This window comes from Methylobacterium sp. Leaf466 (assembly GCF_001425565.1).
Lineage (GTDB): Bacteria > Pseudomonadota > Alphaproteobacteria > Rhizobiales > Beijerinckiaceae > Methylobacterium.
This window is the reverse complement of sequence record NZ_LMRC01000023.1, coordinates 62,282-82,435: the sequence shown is the minus strand read 5'-3', so window position 1 is coordinate 82,435 and position 20,154 is coordinate 62,282. Positions and strand designations below refer to the sequence as shown.

At 69.1% G+C, this 20,154-nt stretch carries 13 protein-coding genes; 3 read left to right on the top strand and 10 right to left on the bottom strand.

Translation table 11 applies throughout. From position 1 onward, the window contains the following. Positions 1-421: 421 nt before the first annotated feature. The gene (locus ASG59_RS10005) at positions 422-4,153 is read right to left on the bottom strand and encodes a vitamin B12-dependent ribonucleotide reductase (protein WP_056408685.1); all 3,732 of its coding nucleotides are present in this window, start codon (positions 4,151-4,153) and stop codon (positions 422-424) included. A gap of 511 nt (positions 4,154-4,664) precedes the next feature. Here ASG59_RS10005 and ASG59_RS10000 point away from each other — a divergent pair. Beyond that, positions 4,665-5,078 (top strand): NADH:ubiquinone oxidoreductase subunit NDUFA12, encoded by a 414-nt coding sequence (locus tag ASG59_RS10000; RefSeq protein ID WP_056408684.1) that lies wholly within the window; start codon positions 4,665-4,667, stop codon positions 5,076-5,078. A gap of 360 nt (positions 5,079-5,438) precedes the next feature. Here ASG59_RS10000 and polA read toward each other — a convergent pair whose 3' ends face one another. From polA to ASG59_RS09985, 3 genes are read right to left on the bottom strand one after another with little or no spacing between them, the layout of a single operon-like run. Next, positions 5,439-8,447, bottom strand: coding sequence for a DNA polymerase I (gene polA, locus ASG59_RS09995; protein ID WP_056408682.1), 3,009 nt, complete (start codon positions 8,445-8,447; stop codon positions 5,439-5,441). 43 nt (positions 8,448-8,490) lie between these two features. Next, on the bottom strand, positions 8,491-8,841 hold the full coding sequence (locus ASG59_RS09990) for a HepT-like ribonuclease domain-containing protein (protein WP_056408679.1): 351 nt from the start codon (positions 8,839-8,841) through the stop codon (positions 8,491-8,493). Next, positions 8,831-9,145 carry a nucleotidyltransferase domain-containing protein gene (locus ASG59_RS09985; protein WP_244472225.1) on the bottom strand — a complete coding sequence of 105 codons (315 nt, stop codon included), beginning with the start codon at positions 9,143-9,145 and terminating at the stop codon, positions 8,831-8,833. The genes ASG59_RS09990 and ASG59_RS09985 overlap by 11 nt, the downstream gene beginning before the upstream one ends. 147 nt (positions 9,146-9,292) lie before the next feature. On the opposite strand from ASG59_RS09985, the gene ASG59_RS09980 reads away from it, so the two are divergent. Beyond that, positions 9,293-10,483, top strand: coding sequence for a PQQ-dependent sugar dehydrogenase (locus ASG59_RS09980; RefSeq protein ID WP_056408677.1), 1,191 nt, complete (start codon positions 9,293-9,295; stop codon positions 10,481-10,483). A gap of 12 nt (positions 10,484-10,495) precedes the next feature. Here the strand turns inward: ASG59_RS09980 and ASG59_RS09975 are convergent, their stop codons facing one another. The 4 genes from ASG59_RS09975 to ASG59_RS09960 form a co-directional block, all read right to left on the bottom strand. Further along, positions 10,496-11,647, bottom strand: a complete 1,152-nt coding sequence (locus tag ASG59_RS09975; RefSeq protein WP_055879423.1) for a YihY/virulence factor BrkB family protein — start codon at positions 11,645-11,647, stop codon at positions 10,496-10,498. A gap of 190 nt (positions 11,648-11,837) precedes the next feature. Then, entirely contained in the window at positions 11,838-13,235 is a 1,398-nt protein-coding gene (locus ASG59_RS09970; RefSeq protein ID WP_056408890.1) for a UdgX family uracil-DNA binding protein, read from the bottom strand. A 152-nt stretch (positions 13,236-13,387) separates the two neighbouring features. Next, positions 13,388-14,599 (bottom strand): putative DNA modification/repair radical SAM protein, encoded by a 1,212-nt coding sequence (locus tag ASG59_RS09965; RefSeq protein ID WP_055879420.1) that lies wholly within the window; start codon positions 14,597-14,599, stop codon positions 13,388-13,390. A 90-nt stretch (positions 14,600-14,689) separates the two neighbouring features. Then, entirely contained in the window at positions 14,690-15,259 is a 570-nt protein-coding gene (locus ASG59_RS09960; RefSeq protein ID WP_055879417.1) for a regulatory protein RecX, read from the bottom strand. A gap of 98 nt (positions 15,260-15,357) precedes the next feature. Between ASG59_RS09960 and ASG59_RS09955 the strand changes: the two genes are divergently transcribed. Then, on the top strand, positions 15,358-16,758 hold the full coding sequence (locus ASG59_RS09955) for a TAXI family TRAP transporter solute-binding subunit (RefSeq protein WP_056408888.1): 1,401 nt from the start codon (positions 15,358-15,360) through the stop codon (positions 16,756-16,758). 16 nt (positions 16,759-16,774) lie between these two features. On the opposite strand, the gene ASG59_RS09950 is transcribed toward ASG59_RS09955, so the two are convergent. Both ASG59_RS09950 and ASG59_RS09945 read right to left on the bottom strand, forming a co-directional pair. Next, on the bottom strand, positions 16,775-18,301 hold the full coding sequence (locus ASG59_RS09950) for a carbohydrate porin (RefSeq protein WP_056408675.1): 1,527 nt from the start codon (positions 18,299-18,301) through the stop codon (positions 16,775-16,777). Positions 18,302-18,504: 203 nt separating this feature from the next. Continuing rightward, positions 18,505-19,806, bottom strand: a complete 1,302-nt coding sequence (locus ASG59_RS09945; RefSeq protein ID WP_056408672.1) for a Gfo/Idh/MocA family oxidoreductase — start codon at positions 19,804-19,806, stop codon at positions 18,505-18,507. Positions 19,807-20,154 lie beyond the last annotated feature (348 nt).

Here is a 20,154-nt window from a genome sequence, read left to right as displayed (position 1 = left end):
ATCGGCGAAACCCAATCCTGAGTCGATTCTGCACGCAAGAGCGTCTATGCGCGCTACGTGACACATTGGTGGCATCACGTGCTATCGACTGCGGATTACCAGCGCAATAGGGCGCTCGCACATCGACAGGTAGGGGCGGCGGCGCAGTTTGCGGGCCGCGGCCGGGTGGCGACCGCCCGTCGGCCCGACGACCCGCCCGGGCACCGTTTCCGATTCGCGGATCGGCCGTGAGCCGACCCCTCGCCCGGGGGCTGTGTCGAGCTATTTCGAGACAGTCCCCATTCCCGCGGCGGTCGTCCCCGGCGACAGACGAAGGGCGCCGACGGATCGGCGCCCTTCGTCTGTCATGGTTCGCCGGACCGATGGTCCGAACGCGACACGGGACGTGCTTGTCAGACGGCGTTCCGACGAGTGGCGGCGATCACGAACACCCCGTCGTGCCGCCGCAGGTGTCGCACTTCAGGCAGGTGCCGTTGCGGACCAGCGTGAAGTTCGCGCACTCGGGGCAGGATTCCCCGACATAGCCCTTCATCTTGGCCTCCGCGCGCCGGTCGGAGACCGTGCGCTCCGCCTTGGCGAAGGGGAGGGCGTCGAGGAGGGCCTCGGCGTGGCCCGCCGCCACCGGTTCCGCCTTCAGGGCCGTGGCGCCGCGCAGGGCATGGACCACGCCGCCGGCCGGAGCCGTGACGCCGGCCGCCGGCGAGCCGATTCCGACGCTGCCGCCGGCCGGGCCGCCCTGGATCAGGGTGAGGCGGTCGGCCGAGCCGCGCACGAGACCGCGCGAGACCACCGTGGAGGCGGCCTGCTCGGGCTTGTCGCCCACCCTCGCGCCCTCGCCCTCGCCCTTGCCCATCACGGTGTTGCCGATCTCCGAGGGGTCGACGTGGGCAAGGTCCATCCGACCCAGGTACGAAATCGCCAATTCGCGAAAAACGTAGTCGAGGATCGAGGTGGCGTTCTTGATGGCATCGTTGCCCTGCACGAAACCCGCCGGCTCGAAGCGGGTGAAGGTGAAGGCGTCGACGTATTCCTCCATCGGCACGCCGTACTGGAGGCCGATCGAGATCGCGATGGCGAAATTGTTCATCAGGCTTCGGAAGGCGGCGCCCTCCTTGTGCATGTCGATGAAGATCTCGCCGATGCGGCCGTCGTTGTATTCGCCGGTGCGCAGGTAGACCTTGTGCCCGCCGACGACCGCCTTCTGGGTGTAGCCCTTGCGCCGGTCAGGCAGCTTCTCGCGCGAGCGGATGCGCTCGACGCGCTCGATCACCCGCTCGACGATCTTCTCGGCGAGTTGCGCCGCCTTGGCGGTGGCGGGCTGGGCCACCAGCGCCTCGATGGCCTCCTCGGCGTCCTCCTCCTCGTCGGCGATCAGGGCCGAGTTCAGGGGCTGGGACAGCTTGGAGCCGTCGCGGTAGAGGGCGTTGGCCTTGAGCGCCAGGGTCCAGGACAGCCGGTAGGCGTTCTTGCAATCCTCCACCGTGGCGTCGTTGGGCATGTTGATGGTCTTGGAGATGGCGCCCGAGATGAACGGCTGGGCCGCCGCCATCATGCGGATGTGGCTCTCCACCGAGAGGTAGCGCTTGCCGATGCGCCCGCACGGGTTGGCGCAGTCGAACACCGCGTAGTGCTCGGGCTTGAGGAAGGGGGCTCCCTCGAGCGTCATCGCCCCGCAGATGTGGGTGTTGGCCGCCTCGATGTCCTTCTTCGCGTAGCCGAGGAAGGACAGGAGGTCGAAGGTCGGGTCGGCGAGCCTGTCGGCCGGGATCTTGAGCACGTCCTTCAGGAAGTCGTCGCCCAGCGTCCAGCGGTTGAACACGAACTTGATGTCGAACGCCGACTTCAGTCCGGCCTCGATGACGGCGATCTTGTCGTCGGTGAATCCCTTGGCGCGCAAGGAACCGGCGTTGACCGCCGGCGCCTGGCCGAGCGAGCCGTGGCCGACCGCATAGGCCTCGATCTCGGCGATGTCCGATTCGCGGTAGCCGAGCGAGCGCAGGGCGTCCGGCACCGCCCGGTTGATGATCTTGAAATAGCCGCCGCCGGCCAGCTTCTTGAACTTCACCAGCGCGAAGTCCGGCTCGATGCCGGTGGTGTCGCAATCCATCACCAGGCCGATCGTGCCGGTGGGCGCGATCACCGTCGCCTGGGCGTTGCGATAGCCGTGCTCCTCGCCGAGCGTGAGGGCGCGGTCCCAGGCGGCCCTGGCCCGGTCGACCAGGTTCGCCTGGGGCACGTTGGCGATGTCGAGGGGCACCGGGGCGATCGAGAGGAACTCGTAGCCGCCCGCCTCGCCATGTGCCGCCCGGCGATGGTTGCGGATGACCTTGAGCATGGCGTCGGCGTTCTCGTCGTAGCCCGCGAAGGCCCCGAGTTCGCCCGCCATCTCGGCGGAGGTGGCATAGGCCACGCCGGTCATGATCGCGGTGAGCACCCCGGCCATGGCCCGGCCCTTGTCCGAATCGTAGGGCAGGCCCATGCTCATCAGGAGGCCGCCGATGTTGGCGTAGCCGAGCCCCAGCGTGCGGTAGCGGTAGGATAGCTCGGCGATCTCACGCGACGGAAACTGCGCCATCATCACCGAGATCTCGAGCACCACCGTCCAGAGGCGGTTGAGGTGCTCGAAGGCCTCCACGTCGAACTGGCCGGTTCCCCGGTCGAACATCGTCAGCAGGTTGGCGGATGCCAGGTTGCAGGCGGTGTCGTCGAGGAACATGTACTCCGAGCACGGGTTCGAGGCCCGGATCCGGCCGGCCGTCGGGCAGGTGTGCCAGTCGTTCATGGTGGTGTTGAAGTGCAGGCCCGGGTCGGCGGACGCCCAGGCGGCCTCGCCGATCTTGTCCCACAGCTCGCGCGCCGGCAGGGTCTTGGTGGTCTTGCCGGTGGTGCGGGCCTTCAGCTCCCAATCGGCATCCGCATCGACGGCGCGCAGGAAGTCGTCGGTGAGCGAGACCGAGTTGTTGGAGTTCTGGCCGGCCACCGTGAGGTAGGCCTCCGAATCCCAATCGGTGTCGTAGACGGGGAAATCGATCTTGGTGAAGCCCTGGCGGGCGAACTGGATGACGCGCTTGGTGTAGGCGTCCGGCACCATCTCCTTGCGGGCGGCCTTGACCGCCTTCTTGAGGGCCGGGTTGCGCTCGGGGTCGAAGCAGGCGTCGCCCTCGGCCTCGCACTGGGTGCAGGCCTTCATCACCGCCTGGAGGTGCTTGGAGACGATCTTGGAGCCGGTGACGAGGGCGGCGACCTTCTGCTCCTCCTTCACCTTCCAGTCGATGTACTGCTCGATGTCCGGGTGGTCGATGTCGACGATGACCATCTTGGCCGCGCGCCGGGTGGTGCCGCCGGACTTGATGGCGCCGGCCGCCCGGTCGCCGATCTTGAGGAAGGACATCAGGCCCGACGACTTGCCGCCGCCGCCGAGTTTCTCGTTCTCGCCGCGCAGCATCGAGAAGTTCGAGCCGGTGCCCGAGCCGTACTTGAACAGGCGCGCCTCGCGGACCCACAGGTCCATGATGCCGCCCTCGTTGACGAGGTCGTCCTGGACGCCCTGGATGAAGCAGGCGTGCGGCTGCGGGTGCTCGTAGGACGAGGCCGACTTCGTCAGCTCACCGGTGCGGTAGTCGACGTAGTGGTGGCCTTGCGCCGGGCCGTCGATGCCGTAGGCCCAGTGCAGGCCGGTGTTGAACCACTGCGGCGAGTTCGGCGCCACCATCTGGCGGGCGAGCATGAAGCGCAGCTCGTCGAGGAACGCCGACGCGTCCTCTTCAGAGGTGAAGTAGCCGCCCTTCCAGCCCCAATAGGTCCAGCAGCCGGCCAGGCGGTCGAACACCTGCGTCGAGGAGGTCTCGGAGCCGGTGCGCTCGGCCTCGGGCAGCGAAGCGAGCGCCGCCTCGTCGGCGACCGAGCGCCACAGGAACGACGGCACGTCGTTCTCTTCCACCTTCTTGAGGCGGGCGGGCACCCCGGCCTTGCGAAAATACTTCTGGGCCAGCACGTCGCTGGCGACCTGGCTCCAGCTCTCGGGGACCTCGATGCCCTCCAGCCGGAAGACGACCGAGCCGTCCGGGTTGCGGATCTCGCTCAGGGTCTTGCGGAAGGGGATCGTGGCGTAGGGGGACTGCCCGGCCGTGGTGTGGCGCCGCTCGAACCGCATGTACCTGTGTTCCTTAAGGTGTCGAGGACCATCGACGATGCCGCCGCGCCCCGACGCGGCCGGTGCCGCGGTCATGGCGTGACGACGCCGCGCATCGGCGAAAGCGCGATGCGCCGTTCTTGCAAAAACGACGAAGACCGTTGTGCCGCCCGCTCGATACGACCGCTTCGGCGACGAGAGGACCGTATCGCGACCGGACCGCTTGCGTCAACAACTAGTGTGCGCCGGCTACGTTCCCGACTAGATGTTGTGTCGGCGATGCAAATCCTGTGGATATCGCGAGGCCACCGGTAAGTGCTGTTTTCGCTTGGCGGAATCCGCCCGGAAAAATTGTCGGCGCACAGGCCGGGACGACATCGGCCGGGCTCCGGGCCTGGTTAACGGGCGGGTGTGGGATTCCGGTCGCAGCCGGGGCCGGGGGCGGGCCGCGACTGGACTTCCCCGTCCCCCCTCACCATAGTCCCGCGCGATCACACAGACGGGGCGCCTACGCCCCCTTCAGGCGACGGCGATGGCTCTCAAGGACACGCTCCTGCGCATCTTCACCTGGTGGAACGGGCAGACGATGTCGCTGGCGCTCTACACGGCGCGCAGCGGCCAGCTCGTCGGCACCGACGAGGCCGGCAACACCTATTACAAGGCGCAAGGCCCGCTGATCGACCGCTCGGTCGGCACCGAGCGGCGCTGGGTGGTCTACAACGGCTACGCCGACGCCTCGAAGGTCCCGCCCGGCTGGCGCGCCTGGCTCTGCCACAACGGCGACGTCGCCCCGAGCGAGGAGGCCTACAGCCCGCGCGAGTGGCAGAAACCCCATGTCGAGAACCTGACCGGCACGGCGGCCGCCTATCGCCCCAAGGGCTCGCAGCTCAACCCGGACGGCCGGCCGGTATCGGCGGGCGATTACGTGCCGTGGACGCCGAACTGACAGGCCTCAGCGGGCGCCTTGGCTGACCGAAGATCCGGGCAAGACTGACGACGGCCGATCGTCCGACACACCTGGCCGCTTCGATGTCGTCCTTCCCATCTGCGACCTCATCCTGAGGTGCCGCGACAGCGGCCTCGAAGGAGGGCTCCAGAACCCGATGCGCTTCCTGGAATCCTCCTGCGAGGCCTCCGCGTCGCTCCGTACCCCTCAGGATGAGGCGGATCGGTCGGAGGAACCGCGCACCGAGGGGCGTTTCTCCCAGTTCTGCGAAGTGCTCCCATCGCTGCGAATCGGCACTTCCTTGGCGACGACAGGGCGTTCGACGGCTGACCGATCAGCGACGGCTCGACCGATCGCTCGTCAATGCGCCTCCTCCCAATTCCCGGCCGCCTGCGCCTCCACCACCAGCGGCACCCGTAGCGTCAACGCCGGGGCCGGCGCCTCGACCATGATCCGCGAGATCACCGGCAGGGCGGCGGCGACCTCGTCCTCGGGGGCCTCGAACACCAGTTCGTCGTGGACCTGCAGCAGCATCCGGACGTTCAGGTGCTCGGCGCGAAGCGCGTCCTCCATGCGGATCATCGCGCGGCGGATGATGTCGGCGGCCGAGCCCTGGATCGGGGCGTTGATGGCCTGGCGCTCGACCGAGGCGCGCTCGTTGGGATTGTTGGAGCGGATCTGCGGATAGTGGCAGACCCGGCCGAACAGGGTGGTGACGTAGCCCTTGTCGCGGCACAGCCTCTTGGTGTCGTCGATGTAGGCGCGGATGCCGGGGAAGCGCTCGAAGTACTGCTTGATGAAGGCGGAGGCCTCCTCCCGGCCGATGCCGAGGCGGTCGGCGAGCCCGAAGGCCGAGATGCCGTAGATGATGCCGAAGTTGATGGTCTTGGCGCGCCGGCGCAGGTCCGAGGTCATGTCCTCGAGCGCCACGCCGAACATCGCGCTCGCGGTGGCCGCGTGGATGTCGATGCCGTCCTCGAAGGCCTGGCGCAGCTGCGGGATGTCGGCGATGTGGGCGAGGATGCGCAGCTCGATCTGGCTGTAGTCCGCCGAGATCAACCGGTTGCCCTCGGCCGCCACGAAGGCGCGGCGGATGCGCCGGCCCTCTTCCGTGCGGATCGGGATGTTCTGCAGGTTCGGGTCCGAGGAGGAGAGCCGGCCCGTGGTGGTGGCCGCCAGCGAGAACGAGGTGTGGACCCGGTCGGTGCGGCGGTCGGCGTGCTGCTGCAGGCTGTCGGTGTAGGTCGACTTCAGCTTGGCGAGCTGGCGCCATTCCAGAATCTTCTTGGGAAGCTCGTGCCCGGCCTGGGCGAGTTCCTCCAGCAGGGTCGCCGGCGTCGCCCATTGGCCGTTGGCGGTCTTCTTGGCGCCGGGCAGGCCCATCTTGCCGAACAGGATGTCGCCGATCTGCTTGGGCGACGACACCTGGAATTTTTCGCCGGCGTCCTCCTGGATCTCCTCCTCCAGGCGGACCAGGATCTGCGAGAAGTCGCCCGACAGGCGGCTGAGCATCTGCCGGTCGATGCGGATGCCTTGCGCCTCCATCCGCGCGATCACCGGCACCAGCGGGCGCTCCAGCGTCTCGTAGACGGCGACCCGCCGCTCGGCGACGAGGCGCGGCTTCATCATCCGCCACAGGCGCAGGGTGACGTCGGCGTCCTCGGCCGCGTAGGCGGTGGCCTTGTCCAGCGGCACCCGGTCGAAGGTGATCTTGGCCTTGCCGGTGCCGGTCACCTCCGAGAAGGCGATCGGCTGGTGGCCGAGGTGACGCCGGGCGAGCTCGTCCATGCCGTGGCCGCCCTTGCCGGCGTCGAGCACGTAGGAGATCAGCATGGTGTCGTCGAGGGGCGCGATGCGGATGTCGTGGCGCGCCAGCACCACCCAATCGTACTTGAGGTTCTGGCCGACCTTGAGCACGCCCTCGTCTTCCAGGAGCGGCTTGAGGGCTTCGAGCGCCGCCTCGAAGGGAATCTGGCCGGGCAGCAGGCCTTCGCCGAACAGGTCGTCGCCGCCGGTGTGCTTCAAGGGGATGTAGGCCGCCCGCCCCGGCGCCACGGCGAGCGAGACGCCCACGAGGCCGGCGTTGTTGGCGTCGAGCGCGTCGGTCTCGGTGTCGACCGCCACCACGCCGGCCTCCCGCGCCTCGGCGATCCAGGCGTCCAGCTGCTCCAGGGTCGAGATCGTCTCATAGGCGGTGGTGTCGATCGGGTTGGTCGCCTCGGCCGCGCGGGCCGCCACCAGGGCGGAGGGCGTCGCCTCGCCCGGGATGCGGGCTTTGGGCGCACCGTCGGGCAGGCCGAGGTCGGCGAAGGGATCGACCTCGCCGCCGGGGGACGCCGCCTCGAACGGGGCCGCCTCGCCGCCGTCCTTGCCGGGCAGGAGCGCCGGATCGGGCTTCACGGTCTCCGGGTCCACGTGCAGCATCGAGGCGATGCGCCGGGTCAGCGTGTTGAACTCCATCGCCTTGAGGAAGCCCACCAGCTTCTGCGGGTCGGGGGCGGGCATGCGCAGGTCGTCGAGGGCCACGGGCAGCGGCACGTTCTCCTCGAGGGCCACGAGCCTTCGCGACAGCCGGGCCTGGTCGATGCTCGCCAGCAGGGTCTCGCGGCGCTTGGGCTGCTTGATCTCGCCCGCCCGCTCCAGCAGCGCGTCGAGGCTGCCGTATTCCTTGATGAGGGCCGCCGCCGTCTTGAGGCCGATGCCGGGCACGCCGGGCACGTTGTCGGAAGTGTCGCCGATGAGCGCCAGGGCGTCGCCGATCTGGTCGGGCTGCAGGCCCTCCCACTTGGCGACGATGGCCTCGAGGTCGAGGTTGCGCTCCGGCCGGTGCCCCGGCTTGCCCTTCACGCCCGATTCGAAGTCGTAGAACCGCACCAGCGGCCCCACGAGCTGCATCAGGTCCTTGTCGGAGGAGACGATGATGACGCCCGCCCCCCGCGCCTCCGCCTGGCGCGAATAGGTGGCGATGAGGTCGTCGGCCTCGTAGCGCTCAAGCTCGATCGGCTCGAGGCCGAAGGCGCGCACCGCCTCGCGCATCAGCGGCATCTGCCGCTTGAGGTCGTCGGGCGCATCGGGGCGGTGGCCCTTGTAGTCGGGATAGAGCTCCTTGCGGAACGAGCCCTCCGACTTGTCGAACACGATGGCCAGGTGCGTCGGCATGATGCCCGCCGCCCCCTCCTGCACGAACTGCGCGATCTTGGTGCAGAACAGCCGGATCGCCCCGGTGGGCAGGCCGTCCGAGGGCCGGGTGTTGTATTTCTGGTCCTGGTTGATCGACTGGAAGTAGGCGCGAAAGATGAACGACGAGCCGTCCACCAGGATGATCTGGTCGCCGGGGCCGACGGGAGAGTTTGCGGAAACGCCAGTCATCGAATCAGAACGCTCGTGTCTTCAAAGGCGTGAGCGGTCTTGCTCAAACCTCGGGCGGAGGCGCCACTTCGCTGTGGCAGGCAGCGACGAGGGCACCGAGACGGTCTTTCAGCGTCAACCAGACCATGTCCGGTTCGACGCGATGGTAGCTGTGACGATAGACGTTCCCGAGATCGGCAATGATCCGCCAAGGGAGGTCGGGATGGCGCGCCTTCGTTTCGGAACTGAGGCGCCGGCTCGCTTCGGAGATGATCTCCAAGCACCGAACCACGGCATAGGCCGTTTTCTGGTCTACGGCGAATGCCTCGAAGGTCATGCCGGTGGTAAATTCCTCGGCCGCCTTCGCATTCTCGATGATATCGATCAGTGCATCGCGCTCCCGCTCAAAAAGCATGGATCGCGTCTTGCTCGACCTTGTCGCGGATGGAGGCTTTCAGGACATCACGATTCGCGACGTCCACGGCAATCGGAAACAGATCCGAGATGAAGTGGACCACCCCGACGTAATCGTAGAGATCGCGGACCGTCTCGCGGTCGAGGGCGACCATGACGTCGACGTCGCTCGACATCGATGCCTCCCCCCGTGCCGTGGATCCGAACAATGCGGCATGGCGCACGCCGCGGCGGCGGAGTTCGCCTTCGTGCTTGCGAAGTATGGCGATGGCCGTCTCTCGATCCATAAGGCGGTGATAACCCATATCGAGGTCCCGAAGAAGGGCATCCGCGCCGCGCCGCCTCCCGATCGAAACGGGTCCCGCGAGCCCCGATGTCGCGTGGCGGAACAGCGGATTTTCGAGCGGCGTTCCCGTTTTGGATCTCCAAACCCACCATCCGACAGGATCTCCATGACACCGGCCCGCCGTCCGACCCGCCTCGCCCTTGCCTTCACCCTCTCCGTCGCATCCCTGCCCGCCCTGGCCCAGGCGCTGCAGACCCCCGGCAGCACGCGCATCGAGGCGAACGTCGTCAAGGCCGCACCCCTGGAGGCGACGCCCGAGCGCATCGCATCCTTGAAGCTGCCGCCGGGCTTTCGCATCGCGCCCTTCGCCACCGGCCTCGGCGCCCCGCGCGTCATCGTGGTGGCCCCGGACGGCGCGCTCTACGTCAGCGACCGCGATGCGGGCACCGTCACCCGGATCGAGGCCGGCGACGGCGCGAAACGGAAAGTGGTGCTGACGAAGCCCGACGTGCACGGCCTCGCCATCCACGAGGGCCGCCTGTTCTACGTCACCGTCAAGGAGATCTTTTCCGCGCCGCTCATGGCAGACGGTGGGCTCGGACCGGAGCGGCGGCTCGTCGCCGACCTGCCCGACGCCGGCCAGCATCCCAACCGCACCATCGCGGTCGGGCCGGACGGCTGGCTCTATGCCAGCCTCGGCTCCACCTGCAACGAGTGCGAGGAGCGCAACCCCGAGAACGCCACCATGGTCCGCATGAAGCCAGACGGCTCGGGCCGCGAGATCGTCGCCTCGGGCCTGCGCAACACCATCGGCTTCGATTGGGAGCCCACCACCAAGGCCCTCTACGGCTGGGACGACGGGGTCGACTGGCACGGTGACGACGAGACGCCCGAGGAGCTCAACCGGATCGAGCCCGGCAAGAAATACGGCTGGCCCTACATCTTCGGCAACGGCATGAAGAACCTCTACCGCGAGGTACCCAAGAGTTCGCTCGAGCAGTGGGACAAGGACAGCGAGCGGCCGGTGCTCACCTGGACCGCCCACGCCTCCTCGATGCAGTTCGCCTTCTATCGCGGCGGCCAGTTCCCGGCGGAGTACCGCGGCGACGCCTTCGTGACGATGCACGGCTCATGGAATCGCAAGCCCCCGAGCGGCTACGAGGTGCTGCGGGTGCGGTTCGACAAGGGGCGGCCGGTCTCCATCGAGCCCTTCGTGTCCGGCTTCCTCACCGAGGGCGGGCCGAGCGGCTGGTCGCGCTTCGCCCGCCCGTTCGGCCTCGCGGTGGCCAAGGACGGCAGCCTCTACCTCGGCGACGACCAGCACGGCATCGTCTACCGGATCAGCCACGAGGGCTGATCCGGCGTCCGGTCAGCTCGCCGCCCCGATGGTATCGGCCATGCGGGCGCGGCGGGTTCCGAGGGGCTGCGGTTTGCCCACCGTGGTGTCGGCGCCGGTCTGGTGTTCCATCTCGGCGTTGATCTCGGCCCCGACCAGCACGATGGTGGTGGAGAGCCAGATCCACGTCATGAAGCCGACGACCGCACCGAGCGAGCCGTAGGTCTCGTTGTACTTGCCGAAGTTTGAGACGTACCAGGAGAACAGCAGTGAGGCCGCCAGCCAGAGGATGCCGGCGACGGCGCTGCCCCAGGTCACCCAGCGCCATTTCGGCGCGTCGCGGCTGGGGCCGTATCGGTAGAGCAGCGCCAGCCCGCCCAGCACCGCCAGCAGCAGGGCCGGCCAGCGCAGGAGCGCGATGAACCAGGCCTTCTCGCTGAGACCCACCAGGGCGAAGACCGCGGGCAGCACGACGATGGCCACCAGGGCCAGCACGACGAACAGCAGCGCCCCGGCGGTGAAGGTGAGCGAGCGCAGGTTGAGCCAGACGAAATTGCGCGTCTCGCGCTCCTCGTAGACGACGTTGAGGGCATCGAAGACCGCCTTCATGCCGCCGTTGGCGCTCCACACCGACAGCACGATGCCGGTGAAGAAGGTGAGGCCGAGCGTGGTGTCGCCCTTCTCGTTGATGCGCTTGACCTGCTCGCCGACGATCTCGAGGGCCCCGCTCGGCAGGATGCCCTGCAGGCTGGCGATCTGCTCGTTGATGGTCGCTGAATCGGCGACGAGCCCGTAGCAGGACACCAGCGCCGCGATCGCCGGGAAGATCGCGAGCAGCACGTAGAAGGTCACGCCCGCGGCCACGGAGACGATCCGGTTCTCCTTGATGTCGCCGTAGACCCGCATCGCGATGTCCTTCCAGCCCTTGACAGGGATCGCGGAGGGGGTCTGCGCACCGCGGCCGCGATCCGGCTCCTCGGCGGCCACCTGCTCGGCGTCGGCTCCGGCATGGGACGGGGAAGGTTCGCGCACCGGCCCCGCCGGAGCGGGGACGGCACCGGCGGGAGCGGATCGGCGCGGCAGTACGACGAGGCCGATCAGGGCCGTCGCCATGGCGAGACTCCAGACCGTCGAGGAACCGAGCGAGGAATCGGGAGAAGGTCGTGGATCGTTCGAATGGGCCATGCCGCCGCCTGTCGCTGACGCCGGCCGCCGCGGGCCGGGCTTGATCGCCAGTCAACACGACCGTTCAGGCAATGTTTCCGTCCGTAACGGTGCGATCTCGCGTCGGGAAAGGCACGTCTCGGTTCGGTCCGGTAAGATTCTGGCCCGCCGCCCCCGGTGGACGATCAGATGCCGGCAACCGGAGGTGGTCCTACAGACTTGCCGCGATGTCGTGGATACGGCGCAGGTCGGCGACGAAATCGCCGTAGGCCTCCTCCTTCGCCTCGTCCGGCAATCGCAGGAGGTAGGACGGGTGCACCGTGATGAACCCCGCATAGGGCTTGGCGAAATCGGCCGGCCCGCGCGCCCGCGTCACCGGGATCGCCTTGCCGGTCAGGGCGAGAACCGCCGTGGCCCCCAGCGCCACCACGAGCCTGGGCGCCACGAAGTCGAGCTCGCGGTCGAGCCACCAGCGGTAATGGCTCACCTCCCCGGCGGTGGGCTTCTGGTGGATGCGGCGCTTGCCGCGCTCCTCGAACTTGAAGTGCTTGACGGCATTCGTGAGGTAGGCCTGGCCCCGGTCGATCCCGGCCTCGGCCATGGCGCGGGCGAGCAGCTGGCCGGCCGGCCCGACGAAGGGGCGTCCCTGCCGGTCCTCCTGGTCTCCGGGCTGCTCGCCGACGAAGGCGACGATGGCTCCCGGCGGGCCCTCGCCCAGCACCGCCTGGGTCGCGCCGGGCACCAGCGGCTCCGACCGCCGGATGATCGCGTTCAGCGCCTCCAGGCTCTTGGGTTCCTGGTCGCCCATGGCGGCGACGGCGCGGGCCGGGTTGCGCTTGACGGGCATCTGCGGTCCTCGCTCGATCATCGCCTCCGTCCGGGCGGCGGCCGCGCGGACGAGGCCGGGAATGGCGGCCGTCTCGGGCATGTTGTGCCAGTACTTCTTGGGCATCTCCGAGCGCATCGCCCGCAGGTTGGTGCGGGCCGGGTTGAAGGTGCTCTCGTAATAGTCGCGCCAGCCGGCCTCGAAGCCGTCGCTCGCCGGCACGTCCTCGCGCCGGCCCGGCGGCCCGAACGACAGCGCCGTGCCGTCCCAATGGGCCGAGCCCTCCGGCGTCAGGATTGACCAGGTCAGCGAGCGGAAGCGATCGACGAAGAACGGCGCGGCGGCACCGAGGATGTGGTGGTCGGGCTCGAACCAGGCGACGAAGCGCTCGATGCCGGCGTCCTCGCTCCGGCGAAAACGCAGGAAGGCGTGCATCTTGTGGAGGTCGCGCGCGATGGCCTTGCGCATGCGCTCGAGCCGGTGGACCAGCGGATCGCTCGAGATTTCCAGGAGCCGCCGTTCCCCGTGCAGGATGCGCCAGACCAGGGTGTAGAGCAGGGCGTAGCGCTCCGGGTCGCTGTGCGGCACCACCATCCTGACGAGGTCGCCGACGCCGCGCGGCAGGGCGAGGGGCGGTGCCGGCGTGTCGCTCGCGTCCGTTCCGAACAGATCGAGCGCACCGCCCAGGTGCCAGGACACGGAATCCGGCGGCACCCCTTCCGCGACGAGGCGGCGGGCGGCGTCGCGAAATCCGTCGGGATCGGCGCCGGGGCGCAGGGTGATCGCGCGGAGCGAAACGTGCGCTCCTCCCCCCTGCGGGCTGGAGCCGGAGGTGGTGGCGGGCGGGCGACCCTGCCGCTCACCGAGCGGAACCGCCCCCGACCTCGATCCCCCTCCGCAAGGGGAAGGGGAGGCGCGCACTTTCCCGTGCTCGCTCAAAACAAACTCAGCTGCTTTGCCGGTTCGGCGAGCCGGCTGCGCAGGTCCAGCCTGTCGGTGAGCTGCGTCGGGCGATGGTCGGCGGCGATGAGGAAGGGCCGCGCCCGCTTCAGGCTGGAGGTCAACCTCGCCACGTCGTCGAGGCGAAGGCGGGTGTGGCGCCGTGCCCGCAGGATCTTGTCCACGGCCCGCGCCCCGAGCCCCGGCACCCGCAGCAGCATCTCGCGCTCACCCGTGTTCACGTCGACGGGAAAGCGGTGGCGGTTCTTGAGGGCCCAGGCGAGCTTGGGGTCGATGTCGAGGGCGAACATGCCCTCGTCGGTGGCGTCCGCCACGTCGTCGGGGGAGAAGTCGTAGTACCGCAGCAGCCAGTCGGCCTGGTACAGCCGATGCTCGCGCTGCAGCGGCGGCGGGGACGGCGGCAGGATCGAGGAGCCCTCGGGGATCGGGCTGAAGGCGGAGTAGTAGACCCGCTTGAGCTTGTACGAGCCGTAGAGGTGCGCGCTCTTGCGGATCAGCGATTCGTCCGTGGTCGCATCGGCACCGACGATCACCTGGGTCGATTGCCCGGCCGGCGAGAAGCGGCGCTTCTCGGCCTTGGCCTCGACGATGCGCTCACCGATCTGCGCCATGGCGCCCTGGATCGCCGGGCCGCTCTTCTCCGGCGCCAGCCGTTCGAGGCTCGCCTCGGTGGGCAGTTCGAGGTTGATCGACAGCCGGTCGGCGTAGAGCCCCGCCTCCTCGATCAGCCACGGGCTCGCCTCGGGGATGGACTTGAGGTGGATGTAGCCGCGAAAGCCGTGGTCGCGTCGCAGGGACTTCGCGACCCGCGTCAGCAGTTCCATGGTGTAGTCGGGCGACTTGATGATCCCGGACGAGAGGAACAGCCCCTCGATGTAGTTGCGCTTGTAGAACTCCACCGTGAGCGTCACGACCTCGGCCACGCTGAATCGGGCGCGGGCGACGTTCGAGGAGCGCCGGTTGATGCAATAGGCGCAATCGAACAGACAGTAGTTCGTGAGCAGGATCTTGAGGAGCGAGATGCAGCGCCCGTCCGGTGTGTAGGCATGGCAGATGCCGGCGCCGGTGGTCGAGCCGAGCTCGCCCGCGCCGGCCTTGCGCCGGGGCGCACCGGACGAGGAACAGGACGCATCGTATTTGGCCGCATCGGCCAGGATGCGCAGCTTCTTGGCGAGGGCTTCGTCCATCGGTCGAAGATGCTCCCCGTTCCCGGTTCGTTCAAGCTCCGATCGCCGCGGCGGCCCGCGTGCGACCATTTGCGGGCGGCAGAAGGCCCGTCACTTCTCCGCCTCCGCGTCCACGATCCGGCTCGCCAGCGAATACGAAAAGCCGGCCCGCGCCATGGCCGCGATGTCGCGGTCGCGCGACGGGCCGCGCAGGTCCGGCCGGCGCCACGGGCCGAGGCGCCGGCGTTTGGCGTAGGCATGGGCGGCCTCCTCCTCGATCGGCACCCCGTCCTCCTCCGCCGTCGTCGCCTCGTTGCCGAGGGCGTCCGTCACAAGGTCGCGAGGCACGCCCTTGGCCGCCAGCTTGGCCCGGACGATGCGTGAGGAGGCGCCACGCCGGCGCAAGCTTGCGAGCCGAGCCTGCGCGAAGCGCGAATCGTCCACCAGACCCGCGGCGACCGCCCGCGCCACCGTCGCCTCCACGAGGTCGGCGAAGGCGCCGGGCTCCTCGCCGCGCAGGCGGCAGCGGGTCTTGACGCGACGCAGGAGGACGGCGCGCAGCATCGCGACGGAGGCACTGTAGCGTTCGAGGTAGTGCAGGGCGACGCGCTCGAGATAGGCCGGGGTGACCGGTTTGGGCGGCGCAACGTTCCGCCGGGTCAGGGGTTCATCATCGGCCATGGTTTCATCATGATCCTGACGGGTTCGGCGGGCTGATGGACGAGGGTGAGGCGAGGCAACCGAGGAAGGGCCGACCACTGGGCACGCCGTCAATCCTCCTGAGGCGCGAATGGGTCCTCTTCCTGCTGGCCCTGGGGCTGGCGGCGGTGGCCGGCGCCATCGTGTACCTGTCGCGTCCCAACACCCTCGTGGTCGCGGTTGGCCCGCGCGACGGCGCCGAGGCGGCGCTCCTCGACGTCTACGCCCAGGCCCTGGCGCGGGCCCGGGAGGACGTGCGCCTCAAGGTCCAGCATTTCGACGACGTGCGCGACAGCGCCAGGGCGCTGCAGTCCGGCCGCGCCGACCTCGCCGTGGTGCGCCCGGACGTGCTCCTGCCCGACAACGGCCTGACCCTGGCGATCCTCCACGACGAGGCCCTGCTCATCGTCGCGCCGCAGGCGCAGGGGCTGGAGAGCTTTCCCGATCTCGCCCGCAAGCGTCTGGGCATCGTCGAGCGACACGGGGCGGACATCCCGTTCCTCACGAGCCTCCTGGGTTTCTACGACCTCACCGCGGCGGCCGAGCCGGAAGGCGGCGCCCTCCTGGGGTCGAGCCATGTCGTGCTGGTGCCGCTCAAGCCGTCGGAGGTGACGAAGGCGGTGCAGGAGAACCGGGTCGATGCCGTCGCGGTGATCGCGGCCCCGGCCTCGAAGGCCGCCATCTCGACGGTGCGCGCCGTCGAGATGGCCTCCGCCGACAAGGCGGTGGGCTTCGTCGCGGTGCCCGACGGCGAGGCCATCGTGCAGCGGATGCCGGAGCTGCAGGCGACCACCATCCCGGCCGGGACCTTCGGCGGACGGCCCAAGCGCCCCGACGACGACATCAAGACGGTGGGGGCCTCCTATCGCCTGATGGCCCGGGGCAGCATCAGTCGGGTCTCGGTGGCCTCCGTCGTCCAGCACCTGTTCGAATGGCGATCGAAACTCGCCACGGCGGCCCCCCTCGCCAACCAGATGAAGGCGCCCGAGTTCGACAGCACGGTGGCCGCCACCAGCGCCCGGCTGCCCAACCACCCCGGCGCGGTGGATTACTTCGAGCGCGAGCAGCAGACCCTCTTCGAGCGCTACGAGGACTACATCTACCTGGTCGCCTTCTTCGGCGGCACGCTGGGCTCCGGCGTCGCCTGGCTCGGCCAGCGCCTCGCCAGGAAGCGCCGCGAGCGCATCGACGTGGTGCTCGACCGCCTCCTCGACATCCTCAAGGAGGTCCGCACGGCGCGCTTTCCCTCCGACCTCGACGGGCTGGTGACCGAGACCGACGACCTCGTGGCCGACGTGGTCCGGCAGGCGCGCGAGCGGGCGATCGACAACCGCACGGTCAGTGCCCTGATCCTGGCCATCGACGCCGTCCATGCCGCCATCGCCGACGCGCGGCGCGTCCTCGACGGCGTGGAGGCGGGTGACGGGACCCTCCTTCGCAAGACGCGCCTCGTCTCGCTTCGGATGCCCGCCGCGGAGTGACGGGCTAGCGCCCGCCTCAATACCGGACGATGGCGCGCAGGCCGAACACGGCGGCGTTCCTGATGCGCGCGCCGTTGGCATCGCGCGGGTTGGCGATGCCGCCGCCGGGACGGAAGATGTACTGGACGTCCGGCTGCACCGTCACGCCGGGGCCGAGCACGGCCTGATAGGTCGCCTCGATGACGGCCTCGCTGCTGCGGCGCGAGCCCGGGACGCCGGTGGCCAGGATCGTGTCGAGGTCGAAGCCCCGTGCGCTGCGCGAGAACCGCGACAGGCCGAAGGCGATGCCGACGGTGTCGTCGGAGCGGCCCTTGAACAGGCCCTTGTAGGCGATGCCGGCGTCCACGTAGAGGTCGACGAGGTTGCGGTCGCCCGGCGATCCCGAGACGCGCACGAAGGCGCTGGCACCGTCGTTGGGGTCGTCGGGCTCGCGGTAGAGGGTCTGGTCGACGATGCCGTAGATCCCGCTGTCGCCCCGGAAGCGCCTGGCGATGCCGGTGGTGGCGGGGTCGGCGAGCCGGCCGCCGGCATCGTCGAACCGCAGGCTGTCGAAGCGGCCGAAATGGTGCCAGCCGCCCAGCGTCACCGTGCCCGGCTCGCCGAGATCGCCGCTCAAGATGTTGTAGGCATAGGCCGCCTCCGCGATCACCAGGGCGGGGTCGTTTGTCCGGAAGTTGGTGCCGGTGCGGTTGCGGCGCTGCGGGTCGGGATCGTTGTCGGGCCGGGCCGGGCCGGACGGGTCGCCGTCGAAGATGCCGACCTGGAGCGAGAAGTTCTGGTTCGGCACATACTTCGCCCGCACCGCCGGAACGGCGAGCGGGTAGACCGGACCGCCGCTGGGAAGGACGTCGGCCATGATGTTGGGCCAGCCGAACGTCGAGTTGACGAACAGCGTCCCGGTCTGGCTGACCGCGAACTCGGTGTCGGCGGCGATCTGGCCGACCTTGAGGCTGAGTTGCCCGTCGAAGAGCCTCTGGTCGAGCCAGAGCTCGTAGAGGCGGGACGAGGGCAGCGCCTCGATCGCGCTCACGGCGATGATGTTGTTGAGAAAGTAGCGCGACAGGCCGGTGCCGTGGATCTGGTAGTAGTTCGTGTGGAAGCTCGCGCCCTGCCAGCCCATCAGCTTTTCGAGATCCGCGTCGAACTGGACGTCGAGCCGGCCCTGGTAGATCGCGCCGCGGCGCGATCCGCCGGTGGCGTTGCCCAGGCTCTCCCCGATGTAGGTCAGGCTGTACTCGATGCCCCGGGTGCGCAGGAACGCGCGCAGGCCGAGGGGATCGCCGTAGGCGCCCAGACTCCCCTCGATGGAGGTGTTCAGGTTGGCCGAGGGCTTGCCGGAGGCTTCGGGCTGGGCCACCGAGGTCTGCGGATCGTCGCCGGCGCCGAGCGGCGAGCCGATGCGCACACCTTCGCGAGCGACACGCGCGAGCCGCGCGGCGGCCGCGTCAGCGCCGTTCTGGGCGAGGACGGGGGTCTGCGCGAGAGCGAGCCAGAGAAGGGGCGCTGCGACGGCAAGCACCCGCAACCGGAAGAAGCGCCTCATCGTCTCTCGAAACGGCTCGTGGAAGGGCGACAACCGCCGGTCGCGTCGATCTATCACGCCGTCGTGACAGATCGGCAACCGGCCTGACCGCCGTTATCCGCCTCGCAGCGCCGCGCGGGCGTTTTTCACGCGGCCAGTGCCGGCGTGCCACAGGGTCGACCGGACGGGCGGCGCCCCTGCCGCCATGCGCGAAACGGTCGGGATCACCCCGCCGGTTCGGGTTGCGGCCCCCGCGTCGCGTCGAGCCCGGCCGCCGCCCCGGCGGGGGGCGCCACCGTCACCACCGCCCCCGTGCGGGCGGCCTCGTAGATCGCCTCCATCACCACATGGTCCTGCAGGCCCTCCTCGCCGGGCGTGTGCGGGCGGCGGTCGCTCAGGATGCAGTCGGCCATGTGGTCGATCTCGAGGGCGAACTGGTTCTTCTGCGCCAGCACCCGCTCGTCGCGGGCCTCGACCTTGCCGTCGGGGTGCGAGACCACGAGCCGCTGGCCGCGGTAGGCGAAGGCATTGCGCAGGTCGATGTCGCCGCGCTCGGTATGCACCTGCAACCGGCGCGATTCATGGACGCCGTAGCTGGTGGCGCATTGCGCGATGACGCCGGAGGGGAAGGTGAGCGTGAAGGCGACGCTCTCCTCGACCTCGGCGAACTTCTTGTCGCCGGGCGTCGAATGCAGCCGAGCGCTGACGGACACCGGCTCCTCGCCCAGGAGCGCGCGCACCCCGTTGAGGCAGTACAGGCCGATGTCGGGCAGGGCGCCGCCGCCGGCGAGATCCTTCCTGAGGCGCCATTGTTCGGGCAGGCCGGTGGTCTGGCCGTTGAACGCCTGGATCATCCGGGGCTTGCCGAACTCGCCCGAGCGGGCGAGGCGCGTCACCTCGCGGTTGAAGGGCTCGTACTGGCAGCGATAGGCGATCATCAGCTTGACCTTGGCCGCCTCGCAGGCCGCGATCATCTCCCGCGCCTCGGCCGAGGAATTGGCCATCGGCTTCTCGCACAGCACGTGCCTGCCGGCGGCGGCCGCGGCCAGGACATGCTCGCGGTGGAGGCCGTTGGGCGTCACGACGTAGACCGCGCGGATCGCCGGGTTCTTCGCGATGCGCTCCCAGTCGTCGTAGCCATAGACCGCATCGGGAGCGATGCCGTACTGGCCCGCCACCAGCCGCGCCTTGTCCGGCGAGCCGGACACCAGGGCGACGACGCGGGCCTTCCTGGTCTGGGCGAAGGCCGGCAGCAGCTCCTCCAGGCTCAGGCGCCCGAGGCCGACGACGGCGAAGCCGACGCGCTCGCCCGGCGGCATCGGGGCCGGCGGCGGCGGCGGGGTGATGTCGCCGCCGCCGCGCCAGTTCGGAAAGGTCACCCGCCCGTCCTCGACCACACCGGTATCGGCCGGTCTCGACGGCCCGGCGGCACGGGCCGGAGCCGCCGCACCCAGCGCCACCCCGGTGACTGCCGCCGAGCCGGCCTGGATGAGACGGCGTCGTGAAAGAGTCGAATCGCTCGCCATGAACCTGTGCCGCTTGTTTTGGGAGAGGCTCGGTCAACCTCGGGCGCGGAGGGCGAGTTCCGGCACCGTCGAGATGCTGGAGCGGAAGACGAGGTTGGCATAACGTCGAATTTGGATGGCGGCTTTCGACCGATTTTCTTGAAAAACTCGGATATAGCACAATAGGCGTCATCTAAGGTTGCAATTCGGAGAAAGTTCGTCTCTCATTGCCGGTGCAATCCCAATAACGCGGCGGTCTCCAAGTGATGCGATGGTACGATCTTCTACGTCTGGAGCAGCCCGCGATGCTGCTTTTATCCGGTCCTGGGTTTTTCAGCGAAATCGACCCAAAGCGGTCAGTAGGATGCA